Annotated in this window: 14 protein-coding genes; 5 read left to right on the top strand and 9 right to left on the bottom strand. The window is 71.8% G+C overall.

The features are described from left to right. Positions 1-11: 11 nt before the first annotated feature. Together ABEA46_RS14060 and ABEA46_RS14055 are read right to left on the bottom strand one after the other, a co-directional pair. Entirely contained in the window at positions 12-1,364 is a 1,353-nt protein-coding gene (locus tag ABEA46_RS14060; RefSeq protein ID WP_345545175.1) for a hypothetical protein, read from the bottom strand. A 205-nt stretch (positions 1,365-1,569) separates the two neighbouring features. Next, the gene (locus ABEA46_RS14055; protein WP_345545174.1) at positions 1,570-2,460 is read right to left on the bottom strand and encodes an aggregation-promoting factor C-terminal-like domain-containing protein; all 891 of its coding nucleotides are present in this window, start codon (positions 2,458-2,460) and stop codon (positions 1,570-1,572) included. A 308-nt stretch (positions 2,461-2,768) separates the two neighbouring features. On the opposite strand from ABEA46_RS14055, the gene ABEA46_RS14050 reads away from it, so the two are divergent. After that, positions 2,769-4,724 (top strand): FAD-dependent oxidoreductase, encoded by a 1,956-nt coding sequence (locus tag ABEA46_RS14050; protein ID WP_345545173.1) that lies wholly within the window; start codon positions 2,769-2,771, stop codon positions 4,722-4,724. 64 nt (positions 4,725-4,788) lie between these two features. On the opposite strand, the gene pgi is transcribed toward ABEA46_RS14050, so the two are convergent. After that, the gene (pgi, locus tag ABEA46_RS14045; protein ID WP_345545172.1) at positions 4,789-6,468 is read right to left on the bottom strand and encodes a glucose-6-phosphate isomerase; all 1,680 of its coding nucleotides are present in this window, start codon (positions 6,466-6,468) and stop codon (positions 4,789-4,791) included. A gap of 91 nt (positions 6,469-6,559) precedes the next feature. On the opposite strand from pgi, the gene ABEA46_RS14040 reads away from it, so the two are divergent. Then, positions 6,560-7,384 (top strand): Cof-type HAD-IIB family hydrolase, encoded by an 825-nt coding sequence (locus ABEA46_RS14040; RefSeq protein ID WP_345545171.1) that lies wholly within the window; start codon positions 6,560-6,562, stop codon positions 7,382-7,384. Positions 7,385-7,470: 86 nt separating this feature from the next. Further along, complete coding sequence (locus ABEA46_RS14035; protein WP_345545170.1) at positions 7,471-7,842, top strand: HNH endonuclease; 372 nt, start codon at positions 7,471-7,473, stop codon at positions 7,840-7,842. A 78-nt stretch (positions 7,843-7,920) separates the two neighbouring features. On the opposite strand, the gene ABEA46_RS14030 is transcribed toward ABEA46_RS14035, so the two are convergent. Further along, positions 7,921-8,676, bottom strand: a complete 756-nt coding sequence (locus tag ABEA46_RS14030; RefSeq protein WP_345545169.1) for an SDR family NAD(P)-dependent oxidoreductase — start codon at positions 8,674-8,676, stop codon at positions 7,921-7,923. Positions 8,677-8,784: 108 nt separating this feature from the next. On the opposite strand from ABEA46_RS14030, the gene ABEA46_RS14025 reads away from it, so the two are divergent. Continuing rightward, complete coding sequence (locus tag ABEA46_RS14025; RefSeq protein WP_345545168.1) at positions 8,785-9,366, top strand: TetR/AcrR family transcriptional regulator; 582 nt, start codon at positions 8,785-8,787, stop codon at positions 9,364-9,366. Between the two features lie 12 nt (positions 9,367-9,378). Here the strand turns inward: ABEA46_RS14025 and ABEA46_RS14020 are convergent, their stop codons facing one another. Together ABEA46_RS14020 and ABEA46_RS14015 are read right to left on the bottom strand one after the other, a co-directional pair. Then, on the bottom strand, positions 9,379-10,149 hold the full coding sequence (locus ABEA46_RS14020; protein ID WP_345545167.1) for an esterase/lipase family protein: 771 nt from the start codon (positions 10,147-10,149) through the stop codon (positions 9,379-9,381). 10 nt (positions 10,150-10,159) lie between these two features. Continuing rightward, positions 10,160-10,819, bottom strand: coding sequence for a TetR/AcrR family transcriptional regulator (locus tag ABEA46_RS14015; RefSeq protein WP_345545166.1), 660 nt, complete (start codon positions 10,817-10,819; stop codon positions 10,160-10,162). Positions 10,820-10,935: 116 nt separating this feature from the next. Here ABEA46_RS14015 and ABEA46_RS14010 point away from each other — a divergent pair, with 116 nt between their 5' ends. Continuing rightward, positions 10,936-12,354: an MFS transporter gene (locus ABEA46_RS14010; RefSeq protein ID WP_345545165.1), complete on the top strand. Its 1,419-nt coding sequence runs from the start codon at positions 10,936-10,938 to the stop codon at positions 12,352-12,354. Between the two features lie 21 nt (positions 12,355-12,375). On the opposite strand, the gene ABEA46_RS14005 is transcribed toward ABEA46_RS14010, so the two are convergent. Genes ABEA46_RS14005 through ABEA46_RS13995 form a run of 3 tightly spaced genes read right to left on the bottom strand, consistent with a single transcriptional unit; the run spans position 12,376 to position 16,232 of the window. Next, positions 12,376-13,449: a C45 family autoproteolytic acyltransferase/hydrolase gene (locus ABEA46_RS14005; RefSeq protein WP_345545164.1), complete on the bottom strand. Its 1,074-nt coding sequence runs from the start codon at positions 13,447-13,449 to the stop codon at positions 12,376-12,378. Positions 13,450-13,452: 3 nt separating this feature from the next. After that, positions 13,453-15,180: an amidase gene (locus ABEA46_RS14000; protein WP_345545163.1), complete on the bottom strand. Its 1,728-nt coding sequence runs from the start codon at positions 15,178-15,180 to the stop codon at positions 13,453-13,455. Then, positions 15,177-16,232 carry an agmatine deiminase family protein gene (locus tag ABEA46_RS13995; RefSeq protein ID WP_345545162.1) on the bottom strand — a complete coding sequence of 352 codons (1,056 nt, stop codon included), beginning with the start codon at positions 16,230-16,232 and terminating at the stop codon, positions 15,177-15,179. The genes ABEA46_RS14000 and ABEA46_RS13995 overlap by 4 nt, the downstream gene beginning before the upstream one ends. Positions 16,233-16,304: the final 72 nt, after the last annotated feature.

The raw sequence follows: 16,304 nt of genomic DNA, 5'->3' as shown, positions 1-16,304 counted from the left end.
CACGCCGACGATCACGACAGCTGTTCGGTGAGCGCGTCGATGACGGCTGACTCGACGCCTCCGGCGCCCGCGAGGAAGTGGGCGATCTGGGGGTAGATCGTCATGCTGCCGCCGGCGATGCCCGGCGCGTCGGCATCCCATCCGCCCTCGTAGCTGCCCCACGCCGGGGCGAGCGGGAGGAGGAAGTTGTCGGCGGGGATGTACGAGTTGGTCTCGTTCGCATAGCCGCCGATCATCAGCTCCTCGGCGCCGCCGAATCTCAGCCGGAAGTACGCGCCGTAGCCGCTGACCAGCTCGCCGCCGACGAAGGCGAGCTGCACGCCCGGATCTCCGCCGATGCGCCACACCTGCGACGGATTCTGCACACTGGTCGCATACGTGCCGTTGTCGATCCGGTCCACCATCGCGGCGCCATGGCGCGCATACCAGGCCGGCAGGCCCGCGGGATTGAGCATTCGCACCTCGAACGTCGCCCTCACCGCAGCCAGGTTGGCCGGCGACTCGTCGATGTCCAACGGGAGAGTGACCTCGCGGAAGTCGGAGCTGATCGGCCCGGAGAGGATGCGACCGGAATCCGCGGCGTCGATCACCGCGTGGCCTGCCGCCTGTCCGTGCTCATCGCGGAGCGCCCAGCTGCGCACACCCGCCGGGTCCTGGTCGCCGGCCGGCCCGGGAATGAACAGGGCGAACGCGGACGTCTCGTCCTCGATCACCGCGCACGCCGCAGCAGGCCAGTCGCCGTCCCACAGTTCCTGGCCTCCCGCGCTGACGGGGTGGCAGCCGTAGCTGAAGAGGACCGCGCGGAGATCGCCGTTGAGACGGCGGGCGACAAGGACGGGAACGTCCGTCTCGACGGTGCCCAGACCGGCACGGTTGTACGCGAAACCGGCGGCGGTCACGCCGTACTCCAACTGGACCTTCAACCGTCGCGATGCGAGCGCCCTCGTGACGACGGCCACGATGCGATCCTGCAGCCACGCGGTGTACACGTCGACCAGGGCGAGCTCACCTGGACCCATGCCGTACGTGATCACGGGGTCGAGGGTTCGGCCGATCACCGGGCCGTTATGGGTGTGGCTGGCCACGAGCACGATGTCAGAGGACTGCCAGGCCGCCAGCGGCACCAGTCGCGCCCTCAGCGCGAGGTGCAGCGCACGGGGGATCCCGAGGATGTCCAGCGACACGATCGCGAACGGATGCCGCTCCTGCCAGATCACCACGCAGCGGGCGTAGAGCGGTCGGGCGTGCGGCGTGTCGTCAGCCACCCGGCGAGGGCCGGTCAGTGATCCGTACCCGGCCATGAAGGGGTTCATTCCCGGCGGCGGCGTGATGTCCATCTTTGCGCTGGAGACCAGAAAGCTCATCGGACCCGCTCCCTTCGCGGAACCTCGAGCGGACGACACGCCGCTTCTCTGCGAGCAACTTAGCGCCGTTTCGCCTCCGAAACACCACCGTCCCGCCATCGCGCGCCCGTGGCCCGTCGCACTGTCGTCGCCGCCCCGACCCCTATGGCGGACGCCGCACCCCGGCCGGGGTGCGGCATCCGCGTCTTCACCGCGAAAGCGGGGGTCAGTACCAGTTGACCGCCTGCGAATGCGCCCATGCGGCGCACGGCGTGCCGTACGAACCGGCGATGTAGCCGAGGCCCCACGCGATCTGCGTGGCGGCGTTGGTCTGCCAGTCGGCGCCGGCGCTGGCCATCTTGTTGCCGGGCAGCGACTGCGGGATGCCGGTCGCGCCGCCGTTGCTGTTGTAGGCCTGGTAGTTCCAGCCGGACTCCTTGGTCCACAGCGACTCGAGGCACGAGAACTGGCTGTCGCCCCAGCCGTAGTTGGCCGCGGCCATCTGGCGTGCCGTGGCCTTCGCGCCCTCGGGGGTGTTGGCGGCGGCGAGGGCGGCAGCGGCCTCCTCGGCCTGGCGCTGCGCCTCGGCGGCGGCGGCGGCGGCCGCGGCCGCGGCCTCCTCGGCAGCCTTCTGGGCCTTCGCGGCGTCGAGGTGCTCTCGCAGATCTGCGACGCGGGTGGTGACCTCCTCCGTCGCCGACGAGGTGTCGGCCGCGAGGCCGGGCAGCAGCAGCGCCGGCACGATGTCGAGCTGGGCGAGGCGGTCCGTGGTCTTGGTGAGGTCCTTGGTGTCGACCGACGTGTCGGTCATGCCGATGTCGAGGCCGGTGGCGGCGATGTCGGTGGTGATGCTGTCGGCCTCCGTCTGGGCCACGCGGGCGGCGAGCAGCGTGCTCTTCGCCTCGGCGCGGATGTCGCGCAGCGTGTGGACGGTGGCGTCGGGTGCGGCGACCGAGGCGATGGCGGTGGCGGCCATCGGGGCGGCGGCGGCGAGGCTCGGGGAGGCGAGGGTGAGGCCGGTCGTGACGACGATTCCGAGAGCGGTTCCGGCGGCGACGGCCGCGGCGGTGAAGCGGCGGCGGGGGCGGCGGGCAGGGGCGATCTGGTCTGAGTGCATGACGAACGTACGATCCTTCGGGGGTTCCGCGCCGTCGGGTACAGCGCGCCGCGTCCTCGGGTCGGACGCATCAAGTCCCCGAGTCTGCCTCATCGCTTCTGGACGACTTCTGGCGTTTTCCTGGAAGAACCGTGGGAAGGGTTTTCCCGGAAAGTCCTGATCCGGGGTAGTGGAACGGGAGCCGAGGGAGGCCGCCTTGGTGCCTCCGCGGTGAATCGCTCGCGTGAATTCCGATTCACTTAACTCTTGTCCTACGGCGCGAGGATGCGGCATGCTTGCCGCAGCGACGGCGCACCAGGAGGCACCCCATGACGTTGACCGCAGCGCAGCGGGCGACATTCGAGTTCATCTTCGACACCTTCGCCCCGGGCGACGGCGACGGCATCCCCTCGGCGACGCAGCTCGGGGCGGTCCCGATCGCCGAGGGCATGCTCGAAGCCAACCCGCGCGCCGAGGAGGCGGAGCTGCTGGCGCGCGTGCTGTCACTGTGGGACACGCCGGTCGGCGGCATCCTGCTCGGCATCGGACCCCGGCGGTTCTCCTCGCTGCCCGCGGCCCGGCGTGAGGCGGCGCTGATCGCGATGTCGGATTCGCGGATGCCGCTCAAGCGCGTGCTGTTCCAGAACCTCAAGTCCGCGGCGATGCTGTCGTACTACATCTCACCGGGCGCCGACGGGTCGTCGCCCCTGTGGGCAGCGATGGGCTACCCCGGCCCGCCCGGGCCGCGCGCCGATGCCGTCGCCCCGCCGCTGCACCCGCGGACGCCGGTGTCGGATCTCTCGCTCGACTGCGACGTGGTCGTGGTCGGCTCCGGCGCGGGCGGCGGCACCGCCGCGGCGGTGCTGGCCGCCGAGGGCTACGACGTCGTGGTGCTCGAGAAGGGTGCGTACTACGACGACCGCGACTTCGACGGCAGTGAACTGGGCGGCCTCGCCCGGCTGTACGCGCCGGGCCCGTCGGCGACGGCGGAAGGGCAGCTGAGCATCCTGTCGGCGCAGTGCCTCGGCGGCGGGACTGTCGTGAACTTCTCCACGTCGTTCCGCACCCCCGACCACGTGCGCGCCGAGTGGGCGGCGCACGGCGTGCCGCAGTTCGCCACCGACGAGTACGACCAGGCGCTGGACGCCGTGTGGCGCCGGCTGGGCGTCAACGGCTCGTACAGCGAGCCGTCGCACCGCGACCGCATCATGGAGCGCGGACTGACCGAGCTCGGCTGGCACGTCGGCGCGCTGGAGCGCAACGTCGTCGGCTGCGACACCGGCCTCGAATGCGGCCGATGCGGCTACGGCTGCCGGATCGGCGCCAAGCAGTCGACCGCCAAGACGTGGCTGGCAGACGCCGAGTCCGCCGGAGCGCGTCTGTTCACCGGTGTCGACGTGCGCCGTGTCGAGGTCGACGGCGGCCGCGCCACCGGTGTGACCGGGAGCACGGCCGACGGCCGCACGGTGGCCGTGCGCGCCCGTGCGGTGGTCGTCGCAGGCGGCAGCGTGCAGACGCCCGCGCTGCTGCGACGCTCGGGGCTGCAGAATCCGAACATCGGCAAGCACCTCCGCCTGCACCCCGCCACCGCGGTGTGGGCGGAGTTCGACGAAGAGGTCCGCCCGTGGGAGGGTGCGATGCAGTCGCGCTACTCGGCCGAGCACGCCGACCTCGACGGCTCGGGGTACGGCGTCGTCTACGAGACGGCGGCCGCCAACCCCGGACTGTCGGTCGCGTTCCAGTCGTGGCGCGGTGCGGCGACGCACCTCGACGTGATGAAGCGGCTGGCGCACTACTCCAGCGTCGGCGTCATCGCCCGCGACCAGGACGCCGGCGAGGTGCGGGTCGACAAGAACGGCGAGCCGACGCTGCACTACACGCTGTCCGAGCGCGATGCGCGACGCGTGCAGGCCGGGGTCGCCGGGGCCTCCCGCATCCTCGAAGCCGCCGGTGCGCGCCGGATGTTCTCGGGCCACCAGGCGGGGATCGAATGGGTCCGCTCCAGTGGCGAGCCCCTCGACGCCTTCATCGCCCGCTGCGACGCCGCCGGCTACGGCCCGGGCCGCTGCTCGATGGCCGCGCTGCACATCATGGGGAGCGCCCGCATGGGCGGCTCGGCCGAGACGAGCGCGGTCGACGCCGACGGCGCGACGTGGGAGGTGCCGAACCTCGTCGTCGCCGACGCGTCGACCTTCCCGACCGCATCGGGCGTCAACCCGATGATCACGATCGAGGCCATCGCCTACATGAGTGCGACCCGGCTGGCCGGGCGGCTGCGCGCCTGAGGGTGCGCGGACGAGAGCGGGAGTGGATGCCGGGCGCCCGGCATCCACTCCCGCTCTCGGGCGATCAGCGGCGGTGTGCCGCGTAGTACGCCAGCAGTGCGCGCGTCGAGGCGTCCTGCGCAGCGATCGCCTCGGCGTCGCCCTCGATGGCGGGCGCGATCTGCAGGGCGAGCTGCTTGCCGAGCTCGACGCCCCACTGGTCGAACGAGTTGACGCCCCAGATCACGCCCTGCGTGAAGGTGATGTGCTCGTAGAGCGCCACCAGCTGGCCGAGCACCGTCGGCGTGAGCGCGGGGGCGAAGATCGACGTCGTCGGCTTGTTGCCGGCGAACGTGCGGGCGGCCACGAGGGCCCCCGTCGTGCCTTCGGCCTCGACCTCTCCGGCCGTCTTGCCGAACGCGAGCGCCTTGGTCTGAGCGAGGAAGTTCGACAGGAACAGGCCGTGCACGTCGCGGCCGCCGTCTTCCAGCGGGTACGCGGGGTTCGCGAACGCGATGAAGTCGGCGGGGATCAGGCGCGTGCCCTGGTGGATCAGCTGGTAGAACGCGTGCTGGCCGTTGGTGCCGGGCTCGCCCCAGAACACCTCGCCGGTGTCGGTGGTCACCGGCGACCCGTCCCAGCGCACCGACTTGCCGTTGGACTCCATCGTGAGCTGCTGAAGGTACGCGGCGAAGCGACTCAGCTGCTGCGCGTACGGGAGCACCGCGTGCGACTGCGCGCCGAGGAAGTTCGAGTACCAGACGTTGAGGAGGCCCATGAGCACCGGCACGTTGCGCTCGAGCGGCGTCGTGCGCACGTGCTCGTCGACGGCGTGGAAGCCGGCGAGCAGCTCGCGGAACACGTCGGGGCCGAGCTCGATCATGAGCGACAGGCCGATGGCGGAGTCGACCGAGTAGCGGCCGCCCACCCAGTCCCAGAAGCCGAACGCGTTGACGGGGTCGATGCCGAACGCGGCGACCTTGTCGAGAGCGGTCGACACGGCGACGAAGTGGTGCGCGACGGCATCCGTCTTCGCCTCGTCGGAGCCGTCGATCGCGCCGGAGGACTGCAGGCCCGCCCACAGCCAGTCGCGCGCGAGGCGCGCGTTGGTGAGCGTCTCGAGCGTGGTGAAGGTCTTGGAGGCGACGATGAAGAGCGTGGTCTCGGGGTCGAGGTCCTTCGTCTTGTCGGCGATGTCGAACGGGTCGATGTTCGACACGAAGCGGGCCTGGATGCCGGCTGTCGCATACGGCTCCAGCGCCGCCGAGATCATGACGGGGCCGAGGTCGGAGCCGCCGATGCCGATGTTGACGATGTGCGTGACCTTCTTGCCCGTCACGCCGGTCCACTCGCCCGCGCGCACGCGGTCGGCGAACGCGGTCATCGCCGAGAGCACCGACTGCACGGCGGCGTCGATGTCCTGCCCGTCGACGACGAGCGCGGGCTCGGCGCCGGCGGGACGGCGCAGCGCCGTGTGCAGCACCGCGCGGTCCTCGGTGGTGTTGATGTGCGCGCCGGCGAGCATCGCCGCGTACCGCTCGGCGACGCCGGTCTGCTCGGCCAGGCGCACGAGGGCGGCGAGGATCTCATCGGTCACGAGATTCTTCGACAGGTCCACGTGCAGGTCGGCGAGCTCGAAGCTCAGCCGTTCGGCGCGGTGCGGATCGGTCTGGAACCAATCGCGCAGGTCGGGGGCGAACGAATCCCGGATCGAGCTGAGCTCGGACCAGGCGGGCGTGGCGGTGGCATCGACGGGAGCGGTCACGCACCCTAAGTTACCCGCGCCGCTGTACGGGGTGGTTTCGTGTTGCGCACGATCGGGCTCCCGCCGGAGTGAGCCGCGTAGGCTCGAGGTGATGCCTTTCCCCTCTCCAGACCTGCGCCTGATCGCCGTCGACATGGACGGCACCCTGCTCGACGGAGACGGCCGCATCCCCGATGCGCTGTGGCCGCTGCTGGACCGGCTGCACGAGCGCGGCATCCGCTTCGCCCCGGCGAGCGGGCGGCAGCTCGCCACCCTGCAGCGTGCCTTCGCCGACCACCTCGACCACATGGTGTTCATCGCCGAGAACGGTGCGTACGTCGTCGAGGGCGGGACCGAGATCAGCTCGGATGCGATGGATGCCGCCTTCACGGCATCGCTCATCGCCCGCGTCCGCGCGCTCGAGGGCCGGGATCTCGGCGTCGTCGTGTGCGGCAAGCAGTCGGCGTACATCGAGCGCGCCGACGACGCGTTCCGCGCCGAGGCCGACAAGTACTACGCGCGCCTGCAGGTCGTCGGTGACCTGCTCCAGGTCGACGACCAGATCCTCAAGGTCGCGATCTTCGATTTCGCCTCCGCCGCACAGACCGCCCCCGCGCTGGAGGACCTGCGCGCGACCCACCAGGTCGTGGTGTCGGGCGAGCACTGGATCGACGTCATGAACCTCGGCGTCAACAAGGGCGTCGCCCTCGAGCGCCTGCAGGCGGCGACCGGCGTCACCCGCGACCAGACCGCCGTGTTCGGCGACTATCTGAACGACCTCGAGATGATGGATGCCGCCGCCCTCTCGTTCGCGATGGCCAACGCCCACCCGCTCGTGGCCGAGCGCGCGAGGTTCCGGGCGCCGTCGAACCTCGACCACGGCGTCCTCACCACGATCGAGAAGCTCCTGGACGGCCTTCCCGACGACGGGGCCTGAGACGCCTGGCGTCGAGAGCGCCCGATGTCGACGCTCGCACGGGCGCGTCGTCCCGATCGACCCGCCGCGATCGGTACCTTGTGGGCATGGCCGTCAGTCAGACCCGTCGCGCGCGTGCGTCGCGCCGGCGCGCGCGCCGCGTCGCGGCGGCGGACAACGACCTCACCCTCGAGGAGTGGGAGGCGCTGCTGGAGGCCTGGGGTGCCTGCGCATACTGCGGCGCCGACGGCGTCGCCCTGCAGAAGGACTGCGTGCAGCCCATCTCGCGAGGCGGGCGCTACACGTTCGAGAACGTCGTCCCGGCGTGCCGCTCGTGCAACGCCTCCAAGAGCAACGACGAGGTCACCGGGTGGCTCCGTCGCAAACGACTCGATGAGCGCGCGTTCCTGCTGCGCCATGTCGAGGTCCTCGCCGCGTGGCGCGGCCTGACGCTCACGCCGGCCGATCCCGGCCCGTGAATCGTCCACCGCTGCCGCACGGACGAGAAGCGGCCCGCGCGATTCGGGTTCGCGCGGGCCGCTGGTTCGTGACGAGGCCTACTGCGCGGCGTAGCCGCCGTCGACCAGGTGGTAGCTGCCGCTGACGAAGCTCGCGGCGTCCGAGGCGAGGAAGGCCACCAGGTCGGCGACCTCCTGCGCGTCGCCGAGCCGGCCGAGGGCGTGCTTGCCGGCGAGGGCGGCCTGCGCGTCGGCGTCGAGGTTCGCGTCGACGAGCGGGGTGTGGATGAAGCCCGGGCCGACCGCGTTCACGCGCACGCCCTGCGTGCCGTACTCGAGGGCGGCGTTCTTGGTCAGGCCGACGACGCCGTGCTTGGCGGCGACGTAGGCCGACGACATCGGGATGCCGACCGAGCCGAGCACCGACGAGATGTTGACGATCGAGCCGCCGCCGTTCTTCGCGATGGCCGGGGCCTGTGCACGCGTGCCGTAGAACACGGCGTTCAGGTTGATCTCGATGACCTTCTGCCACGAGTCGATCGGGTACTCGCCGACGGGGGCTGCGGCGCCGCCGATGCCCGCGTTGTTCACTGCGATCCGCAGAGGAGCGAGGGCCTCCGCGGCGTCGACAGCGGCCTGGCCGACCGCGGGGTCCGACACGTCGCCGACGAACGCGACGGCGGTGCCGCCCGCGCCGGTGATCTCGGCGACCACCGCGTCCGCGGCCTCCTGTCGCACGTCGGCGACCAGCACTGCGGCGCCGTTCGCGGCGAGAGTGAGGGCGACCGCCCGGCCGATGCCGGATCCGGCGCCCGTGACGATGGCGGAGCGGTCCGCGACATCGTACGTAGCCATGATGTACCTCCGTTGGTGGCGTCATCGTGTGGCGCCGATCCTGTCTCCGACAGTTGTCGGATATACATGAGTTAACCTACACCTGTCGAAAAGATTCCCGGAGGTGCGATGGACCCCCGCAAGCAGCGCAGCCGTGAGCGTCTGTACGCCGCCGCGCTCGAGCTGGCCGCCGAGCACGCGATCTCGGAGCTCTCGGTCACGCAGCTCGCCGACGCCGCCGGGGTGCACCGCTCGACCTTCTACGAGCACGCCGACTCGCCCGGATCGCTGGTCGAGTCAGCGCTCACGGCCGAGCTCGACGACCTGCGCGCCGCCCTCATGACCGACCGATCGGATGCCGCCACCGCACTGGTCACCGTCACTCGGGGCGTGCTGGAGCACATCCTGCGCCATGCCGACATCTACCGCCGCGAGCTGTCCGGCGGAGGCGGTGCGCTCCACGCGATGCTGAGCCGTCACTTCCGGGGGACGACCGAGGCGCTCCTCGAACGCGGGCGGGTCGAGCTCGACGTGGTCGTCGGCGGGATGCCGCACGCCGACGTCGCCGACGCGGCCGCACGGTTCCTGGCCGACGGCACCGTGGGCCTCATCGACGGGTGGCTGCGGCATCCCGATCCGAAGGTCGAGCTGTTCCTGCGCACCTACGCCGCGCTCCTGCCGGACTGGTGGCCGCACCGCCCTGCGGTGTGACAGGGTGCGGCGTCAGCCGGCGTCGCGCGGTGCGAGCAGCGCGATCCCGTCCACCACGGCGCGGTGGGTGGCGGGGGAGCCGAGCACCCGGAAATGGCCCGACACGGGCACCTGGACGTTGACGGCGCCGTCGAGGGCGCTGCCCTCGGGGATGTGTGGATCGAAGGGGCCGAAGACCGACACGATGCGCGAGTTCACCCCGGTCTCGCCCGTGAGCGCCACGATCGTGACGTCGGCGGGACGGAACGCGCGGATGCTCGGATCGACGAACAGGCGCGCGAGCTTCGACCCGTGGAACGGCGTCGCCACCGCGACGAGTCCGAGGAGCCCGAGCGGCGGGGTCGGGCTGTCGGATGTCGCCGCGCCGGACGACACGAGCACGTGCTTGCCGATGAGCCCGCCCTTGCTGTGCGCGACGAGCACGCGTCCGGCCGGCGCGGCAGGCGTCTCGCCGAGCAGCCCGGCCAGGCGATCGGCGGTCTGCGGGATGCTGCGCCGGTTCACCCCGAGCCCGTGCACGACGCGCACCCGGTGCCCGGCCGCGGCCAGTGCGTCGCCGAGCGGCCGCAGGAACGTCCAGTGCTCGTACACCCCGGGCACGAGGTACACCTCGGGGAGCCCGGGGTCGCCGTGGCGCCACGCGTCGGGATCCGGTCGCGGCCGGCCGATCGCCCACGGGAACGACAGCACGGCGAGCTGGCGCCGGGCGGCGTAGAGGTAGTCCGCCGCCCACCAGAGCCCGCGGCGCAGCAGCGAGGGGTGCGCGGCGGGGGCGTCTGACATGCGCGTCAGTCTAGGAGGTCGCGGGGGCGGGCGCGGGTGCACCGATGACACCGGTGATGGCCGACTCCACGACCGCCGCCGCGAGCGCGTCGACGACCGCCGCGGGCTGCCAGCGCACCGGGCCGTGCACCGCGATGTCGGCGAAGCCGTGGACCGCCGACCAGCACGCCCACTCGGCGAACGGCCGTCTGCCGGCGGCGAGGGCGCCGGCATCCACCATCGCATCGAGCGTCTCCATCAGCAGGCGGAAGGGCGCGACGATCTCGTCGTCGAGGGTGACGATGCCGGCGCTCGCCTCGGAGTCCTGCGTGAAGAAGGCCGTCTCGAACCAGCCCGGCTCGGCGCGGGCGAATGCGATGTACGCGAAGCCGACGCGACGCAGGCGCTCGATCGAGGCGTCGCGCGGGGGCAGGTCGCCCGGCGTCGCGGCGACACGCGTGAGGATCGCGTCGGCGAGGGCGCGCTGCGCCTCGTGCGCGACAGCGTGCACCAGGGCGACGCGGTCGGCGAAGTGGCGGTACGCGGCGTTGGGCGAGACGCCGACGGCGCGCGTGGCCTCGCGCAGCGTGACCGCGGCGGGGCCGCCGGTGCGGGCCAGCGTGAGCCCTTCGTCGATGAGGGCCCTGCGCAGATCGCCGTGGTGATAGGTGCGCACCGCAGATGAGGTCATTGCGCGCTCCCGCTCTGGTGTGTACGGTGTGAACATCTCGATGTGAACAGTGTCCACATTGAGTGTAGGCCCCCGCCAGACCGCCATCGACGCCGAACACGCCGGAGCAGCCCCTCATGACGCAATCAGCCCCCGGACCCCGCACCCTGCGCGCCTTCCACCAGGTGCTGGTCAACACGGCTCTGGCGAATGTGACCAGCAGCTACCTGTGGTTCGCGCTGACGTTCTGGGTCTACCTCGAGACGCAGTCGGTGCTGGCCACCGCGATCATCGGCGGCTCGTACATGCTGCTGGTCGCCGTCTTCGGCGTCGTGTTCGGCGTCATCGTCGACCACATGAAGAAGAAGGCCGTCATGATGCTGTCGAGCATCGTCACGACGGTCGCCTACCTCGTGGCCGGAGCGATGTTCCTCTCGTTCCCCGAGAGCGCGCTGCTGGACTGGGGCGGCCCGTGGTTCTGGGTGTTCGCCGGCGTCATCCTCGTCGGGGGCGTCGTCGAGAACCTGCGCAACATCGCGCTGTCGACGACCGTGACCCTGCTCGTGCCGGCCGAGCGCCGCGACCGTGCCAACGGCCTCGTGGGCGCCGTCCAGGGCATCGCCTTCATGGTGACCAGCGTGTTCTCGGGCCTGTCGATCGGCATCCTCGGGATGGGCTGGACCGTGGCGATCGCGATCGCCGCGACCGGCATCGCGCTGATCCACCTGCTGTTCGTGCCGATCCCCGAGCGCGGCGTCGTGCGCACCGAGGGCGACGCGCCGAAGGGCTTCGGGTTCCGCGGCGTGATCCCGGCGGTGCTGGCCGTGCCGGGCCTGCTCGCCCTCGTGCTCTTCTCGACCTTCAACAATCTCGTGGGCGGCGTCTTCATGGCGCTCATGGATCCGTACGGGCTGACCCTGTTCTCGGTCGAGATGTGGGGCGTCGTCCTGGGCGTCACGAGCTTCGGCTTCATCATCGGCGGCGCGCTCGTCGCGAAGTTCGGCCTGGGCAAGAACCCGGTGCGCACGATGCTGCTGGTCAACATCGGCATCGCCCTGCTCGGCATGACCTTCGCCATCCGCGAGCAGTGGTGGATCTACGCGCTCGGCATCCTCGTCTTCATGTGCCTCATGCCGATCGCCGAGGCCTCCGAGCAGACCATCGTGCAGCGGGTCGTGCCGTTCGACAAGCAGGGGCGCGTCTTCGGCTTCGCCGCGAGCGTCGAGTCGGCGGCCGCGCCGATCTCGGCCTTCATCATCGGTCCGCTCGCACAGTTCTGGCTCATCCCGTTCATGGAGTCGCCCGAGGGGCAGGGGCGGTTCGGCTGGCTGCTCGGCGAGGGCGAGGCCCGTGGCATCGCGCTGGCCTTCGTCGGCGCGAGCCTCGTGCTGCTGCTGGTCGTGCTGCTCGCGTTCGTGTCGAAGCCCTACCGCGAGCTGAGCGACGCGTACGCCGCCGCGGCTCCGCCCGCCGACGGCGCGGAGTCCGATGCCGCCCCCGGGGTCACGGCGATGATCGGCGAGGCGGGCGAAGACCTGCGTTCCGGTCTGCGCTGACCCTCGAATCGGTGTGTCGGGTCAGAACCGGGTGAGACCCGCGATCGCCGCCTCATCGGGACGGCCCGCGAACACGTCGAGGGCGAAGCCCGCGGTGTCGACCGCGATGGTCAGCAGCGTCGCCCACTGGTCGAGGCGGGGGAGCGCGGGGTCCGGGGTCATGCATACCGCCGCGTCGGCGCCCGCGCCGCCGCACACGGCGCGCGCCCGGGCCGCGGGATCGAGACCGGCCAGGCTGCCGCGCACCCCGTCGAGGTGCGCGTAGCGCTCGGCGGTCGTCGAGTCGGGCGGCATCGTGTCGCCCGCGAACAGCGCGGGGTCGAGGAAGTGGTTGGTGTGGAAGAGCCAGCCGTCCTCGGCCGGCTCGACGACGCCGAGGCCCGCGGGCGAGAGCTCGAGCGAGGCGGCGTGCGAGCCGGAAGGATCGGACGTGAACACGGTGAGCACCGTCGAGGCGCTCACCGTCGCGCTGGAGGCGAGGCGCCGGGCGTCGTCGAGCGAGCGGGCCTCATCGAGGATGCGCCGGGCGATCGCGTGCACCGGCACCCCGCCCGCGGCGGAGTCCGACGCGTGCGAGAGGATGTTGAAGTGCAGGCCCAGCCCGGCGCTGTTGACGCCGATCTTGGCGGCAGTGCCGAACTCGGTGAACAGCTTGACGTGCAGGCCGGCGCTCGACGGGAAGGCGACGAGGAGTCCCTCGGGCACGAGGAAGTCGTGCCAGTCCCACGTCTGGATCGACTCGGCGGCGCGGCCGGCGCCGACGTGCACAGCGGTGGAGCACTCGCCCTCGGCGCGGGGCGGTGCCGCCGCCAGGATCTCGGTGCGCGCCCCCACCGCGGCCAGGCGCCAGCGGTCGACGTCCGCCGCGTCGGCGATGGCGTCGGCCTCTGCGGCCATGCCTGGATCCCAGGCTTCGAGCGCGCCACGGCTGCGCTCGGCGATCCCGCGCACGTCGGGCGAGGGGATGCCGAGCTCGGCGAAGTGCGCCAGGTACAGGTCCGCCGTGCGCCGGTACTGCGCGGAGAACGCCGCGCCCAGCTCGCGTCCGCGGGCGACCGGGTCGCCCGCGGCCGTGATGAAGGTGCGCAGCCGCATCCGTCAGTCCAGCTCGGGCGTGCGCGGGGGAGCGGTGCGGCGGGGACGGAGGGCCTCGAAGGCCGCAGCCCACGCGAGCAGCTCGGGGTCGGAGTACGCGGGTCCGGCGATCGTGAGGCCGACCGGCATCCCGATGTCGGACATCGTGCCCATCGGCACCGTGACTGTCGGGATGCCGAGGTGGCGGATCGCGAGGTTGCCGTTGGCGACCCACACGCCGTTGCGCCAGCCGAGGTCGGCGGATGCCTCGTTCACGTCCATGTCGGCGGGGCCCACGTCGGCCATCGCGGGGAAGAGCACCGCATCGAGGCCGAGGCGCAGCATCCATTCGTCGAGGTCGAGGCGGCGGGTCTCTTCGAGCCCGCGCAGCCCGTCTTCGAGCGTCGGGATGTCGGTGAACGAGGCGTACGGGTGCTCGCGCACCTGCGCGGGGTACTCCGCGATGTCGTCGTCGAATCCGGTGTAGCGGTCAGGCAGGGTGCCCTCGGGGTGCGGGAAGATCCGAGCGCCGTCGACGGCGGTCAGGGTGTCCAGGGCGGGGTCGCCGTTCGCGGCGAGGAAGTCCTCCCACGCCCACGCCGACAGGTCGACGATCTCTCGCCGCAGGAAGGCCTCGGTGACGAGCCCCCGGGTCTTGATCGTGGGGGCGCCCGGCCGGTCGCCCTCGTAGTTCGACACGGCCGGGAAGTCGACCTCGACGACGATCGCGCCCGCGGCCTCCAGGTCGCGGCGGGCCTGCTGCCAGAGCTCCAGCACCGAGTCGCGGGTCTGGATGCGCCGCCCGGTCGGGCCGCCGATGCCGCCGTCGGGGTTCGTGCCGGCCTCCGCGTCGGCGCCGATGTACATGCGGGGCACGCCGAAGCGGCGGCCCGCCAGCGTCGCCCGGGCACCGTCGACGCCCGCCGGCGCCAGCGCCGGGTACGACGCGGGGCGCGTGGCCGCGGCATCCGGGATCTCGATCCACGGCTGCGCGCGCCAGAAGTCGCCGCGCGTCTCGGGGTCCTCGGCGACCATGACATCGAGGAGCTCGAGCAGGTCTGCCATGGTGCGGGTGTGCGGCACGACGACGTCCATCGTCGGCACGAGCGGCCAGTTGCCGCGCACCGAGATGACCCCGCGGCTGGGCGTGTAGGCGCAGAGGGCGTTGTGGGATGCCGGGGCCCGGCCGCTCGACCACGTCTCTTCGCCGAGCCCGAACGCCGCGAAGCTCGCCGCGGTCGCGGTGCCCGAGCCGTTGGACGAACCGGAGCCGAACGCGCTCGTGAGGTAGCCGCCGTTGTAGGGGCTCTCGGCGCGGCCGTACACGCCGCGCTGCATGCCGCCGTTGGCCATGGGCGGCATGTTCGTGAGGCCCAGCAGCACGGCGCCGGCGCTGCGGAGCCGCTCGATCGAGAAGGCGTCGCGCTGCGCGACCAGGTCGGCGAACGCCGGAGAACCCGCCGCGACAGTCAGCCCGCGGGCCATGAACGAGTCCTTCGCGGTGTACGGGATGCCGTCGAGCGGTCCGAGCGGGCGGCCTTCGGCACGCCGGCGATCGGATGCCTCCGCGTCGGCGCGCGCTCCGGGATTGCGGACCACGACGGCGTTGAGGGCGGTTTCCGTGCCGAGCGCGTCGTAGGCGTCCACCCGTGCGAGGTACGCCTCCAGCAGCTCGACGCTCGTGACCTCGCCGGCCTCGAGCGCTGCCCGCAGCTGCGCGATCGTCTTCTCGACGACGGGATAGCGGCTCATCGGGCCACCGGTCCCTGAGCCTGTCGAACGGCCGGCTGCTGCTGGGTGATGCAGTGGATGCCGCCGCCGCCCGCGAAGATCTGACGGGCGTCGACGGTCACGGCGCGCCGGCCGGGGTAGGCCGCTTCGAGGATGTCGCGGGCCTGCGCATCGGCACGCTCCTCGCCGAAGCCGCACGCGATGACGCCGCCGTTCACGACGAGGTGGTTCACGTAGCTGTAGTCGACGAAGCCCTCGTGGTCGCGGAGCGTCTCGGGCGCGGGCAGGTCGATGATCTCGAAGGTGCGGCCGGCGGCATCCGTCTGCTCCTGCAGGAATGCGCGCAGCATGTGCGACACCTCGAAGTCGGGATGCTCGGGGTTCTGCTGCGCGTGCAGCAGGATGCGGCCGGGCGTCGGGATGGTCGCCACGATGTCGACGTGCCCGTTGGTGCCGAACTCGTCGTAGTCGCGGGTGAGGCCGCGGGGGAGCCATACGACCTTGGTGGCGCCGATCGTGCGGGCGAGCTCGGCCTCGACCCGCTCCTTGTCGGCGAACCGGTTGCGACGCGGGTCGAGCTGCACGGTCTCGGTGACCAGCACCGTGCCCTCGCCGTCGACGTGGATGCCGCCGCCCTCGTTCACGAGCAGCGAGCTGACGACCTCGGCGCCGACGAGTCCCGCGGTGAAGCGGGCGTGCGCGGCGGCCTTCGTCCACGACGCCCACTCGGGGGCGCCCCAGCCGTTGAAGATCCAGTCGACCGCGCCGAGCGTGCCGGGGCGTTCGTCGTCGACGACGAACGTCGGACCGTGGTCGCGGAACCAGAACTCGTCGACCGGCGTCTCGACGAGCGCGATGTCGGAGCTCAGCGCCTGCCGGGCGCGGGCGGACTTCGACGGGTCCACGAGCATCGTGACCGGCTCGAACTCGGCGACGGCGTTCGCGACGGCGCTCCACGCGGCGTAGAAGCGCTCCTGCTCGGCGGGGTCGCCGCCGAGCGTCGGTCCCTCGTTCGGGAACGCCATCCACGTGCGCTCGTGCGGATCGCCCTCGTGCGGCATCCTCCAGGCCATCGTCAGCCCCTTCGCTCTCGGCCGGCGTCGACGCCGGAAGTAATTGATCTAGCGATCAATACAGACAGTATC

The sequence above is a fragment of the Microbacterium jejuense genome (assembly GCF_039544225.1).
Taxonomy (GTDB): Bacteria; Actinomycetota; Actinomycetes; order Actinomycetales; family Microbacteriaceae; genus Microbacterium; species Microbacterium jejuense.
The sequence above is the reverse complement of the archived record's forward strand: the minus strand, read 5'-3'. Positions and strand labels throughout refer to the sequence as shown.

Excerpts from the sequence above, each read along its gene's own strand:
- ABEA46_RS14060 (WP_345545175.1), bottom strand. The coding sequence starts at position 1,364 with ATGAGCTTTCTGGTCTCCAGCGCAAAGATGGACATCACGCCGCCGCCG.
- ABEA46_RS14055 (WP_345545174.1), bottom strand. The coding sequence starts at position 2,460 with ATGCACTCAGACCAGATCGCCCCTGCCCGCCGCCCCCGCCGCCGCTTC.
- ABEA46_RS14050 (WP_345545173.1), top strand. The coding sequence starts at position 2,769 with ATGACGTTGACCGCAGCGCAGCGGGCGACATTCGAGTTCATCTTCGAC.
- ABEA46_RS14040 (WP_345545171.1), top strand. The coding sequence starts at position 6,560 with ATGCCTTTCCCCTCTCCAGACCTGCGCCTGATCGCCGTCGACATGGAC.
- ABEA46_RS14035 (WP_345545170.1), top strand. The coding sequence starts at position 7,471 with ATGGCCGTCAGTCAGACCCGTCGCGCGCGTGCGTCGCGCCGGCGCGCG.
- ABEA46_RS14030 (WP_345545169.1), bottom strand. The coding sequence starts at position 8,676 with ATGGCTACGTACGATGTCGCGGACCGCTCCGCCATCGTCACGGGCGCC.
- ABEA46_RS14025 (WP_345545168.1), top strand. The coding sequence starts at position 8,785 with ATGGACCCCCGCAAGCAGCGCAGCCGTGAGCGTCTGTACGCCGCCGCG.
- ABEA46_RS14020 (WP_345545167.1), bottom strand. The coding sequence starts at position 10,149 with ATGTCAGACGCCCCCGCCGCGCACCCCTCGCTGCTGCGCCGCGGGCTC.
- ABEA46_RS14015 (WP_345545166.1), bottom strand. The coding sequence starts at position 10,819 with ATGACCTCATCTGCGGTGCGCACCTATCACCACGGCGATCTGCGCAGG.
- ABEA46_RS14010 (WP_345545165.1), top strand. The coding sequence starts at position 10,936 with ATGACGCAATCAGCCCCCGGACCCCGCACCCTGCGCGCCTTCCACCAG.
- ABEA46_RS14005 (WP_345545164.1), bottom strand. The coding sequence starts at position 13,449 with ATGCGGCTGCGCACCTTCATCACGGCCGCGGGCGACCCGGTCGCCCGC.
- ABEA46_RS14000 (WP_345545163.1), bottom strand. The coding sequence starts at position 15,180 with ATGAGCCGCTATCCCGTCGTCGAGAAGACGATCGCGCAGCTGCGGGCA.
- ABEA46_RS13995 (WP_345545162.1), bottom strand. The coding sequence starts at position 16,232 with ATGGCCTGGAGGATGCCGCACGAGGGCGATCCGCACGAGCGCACGTGG.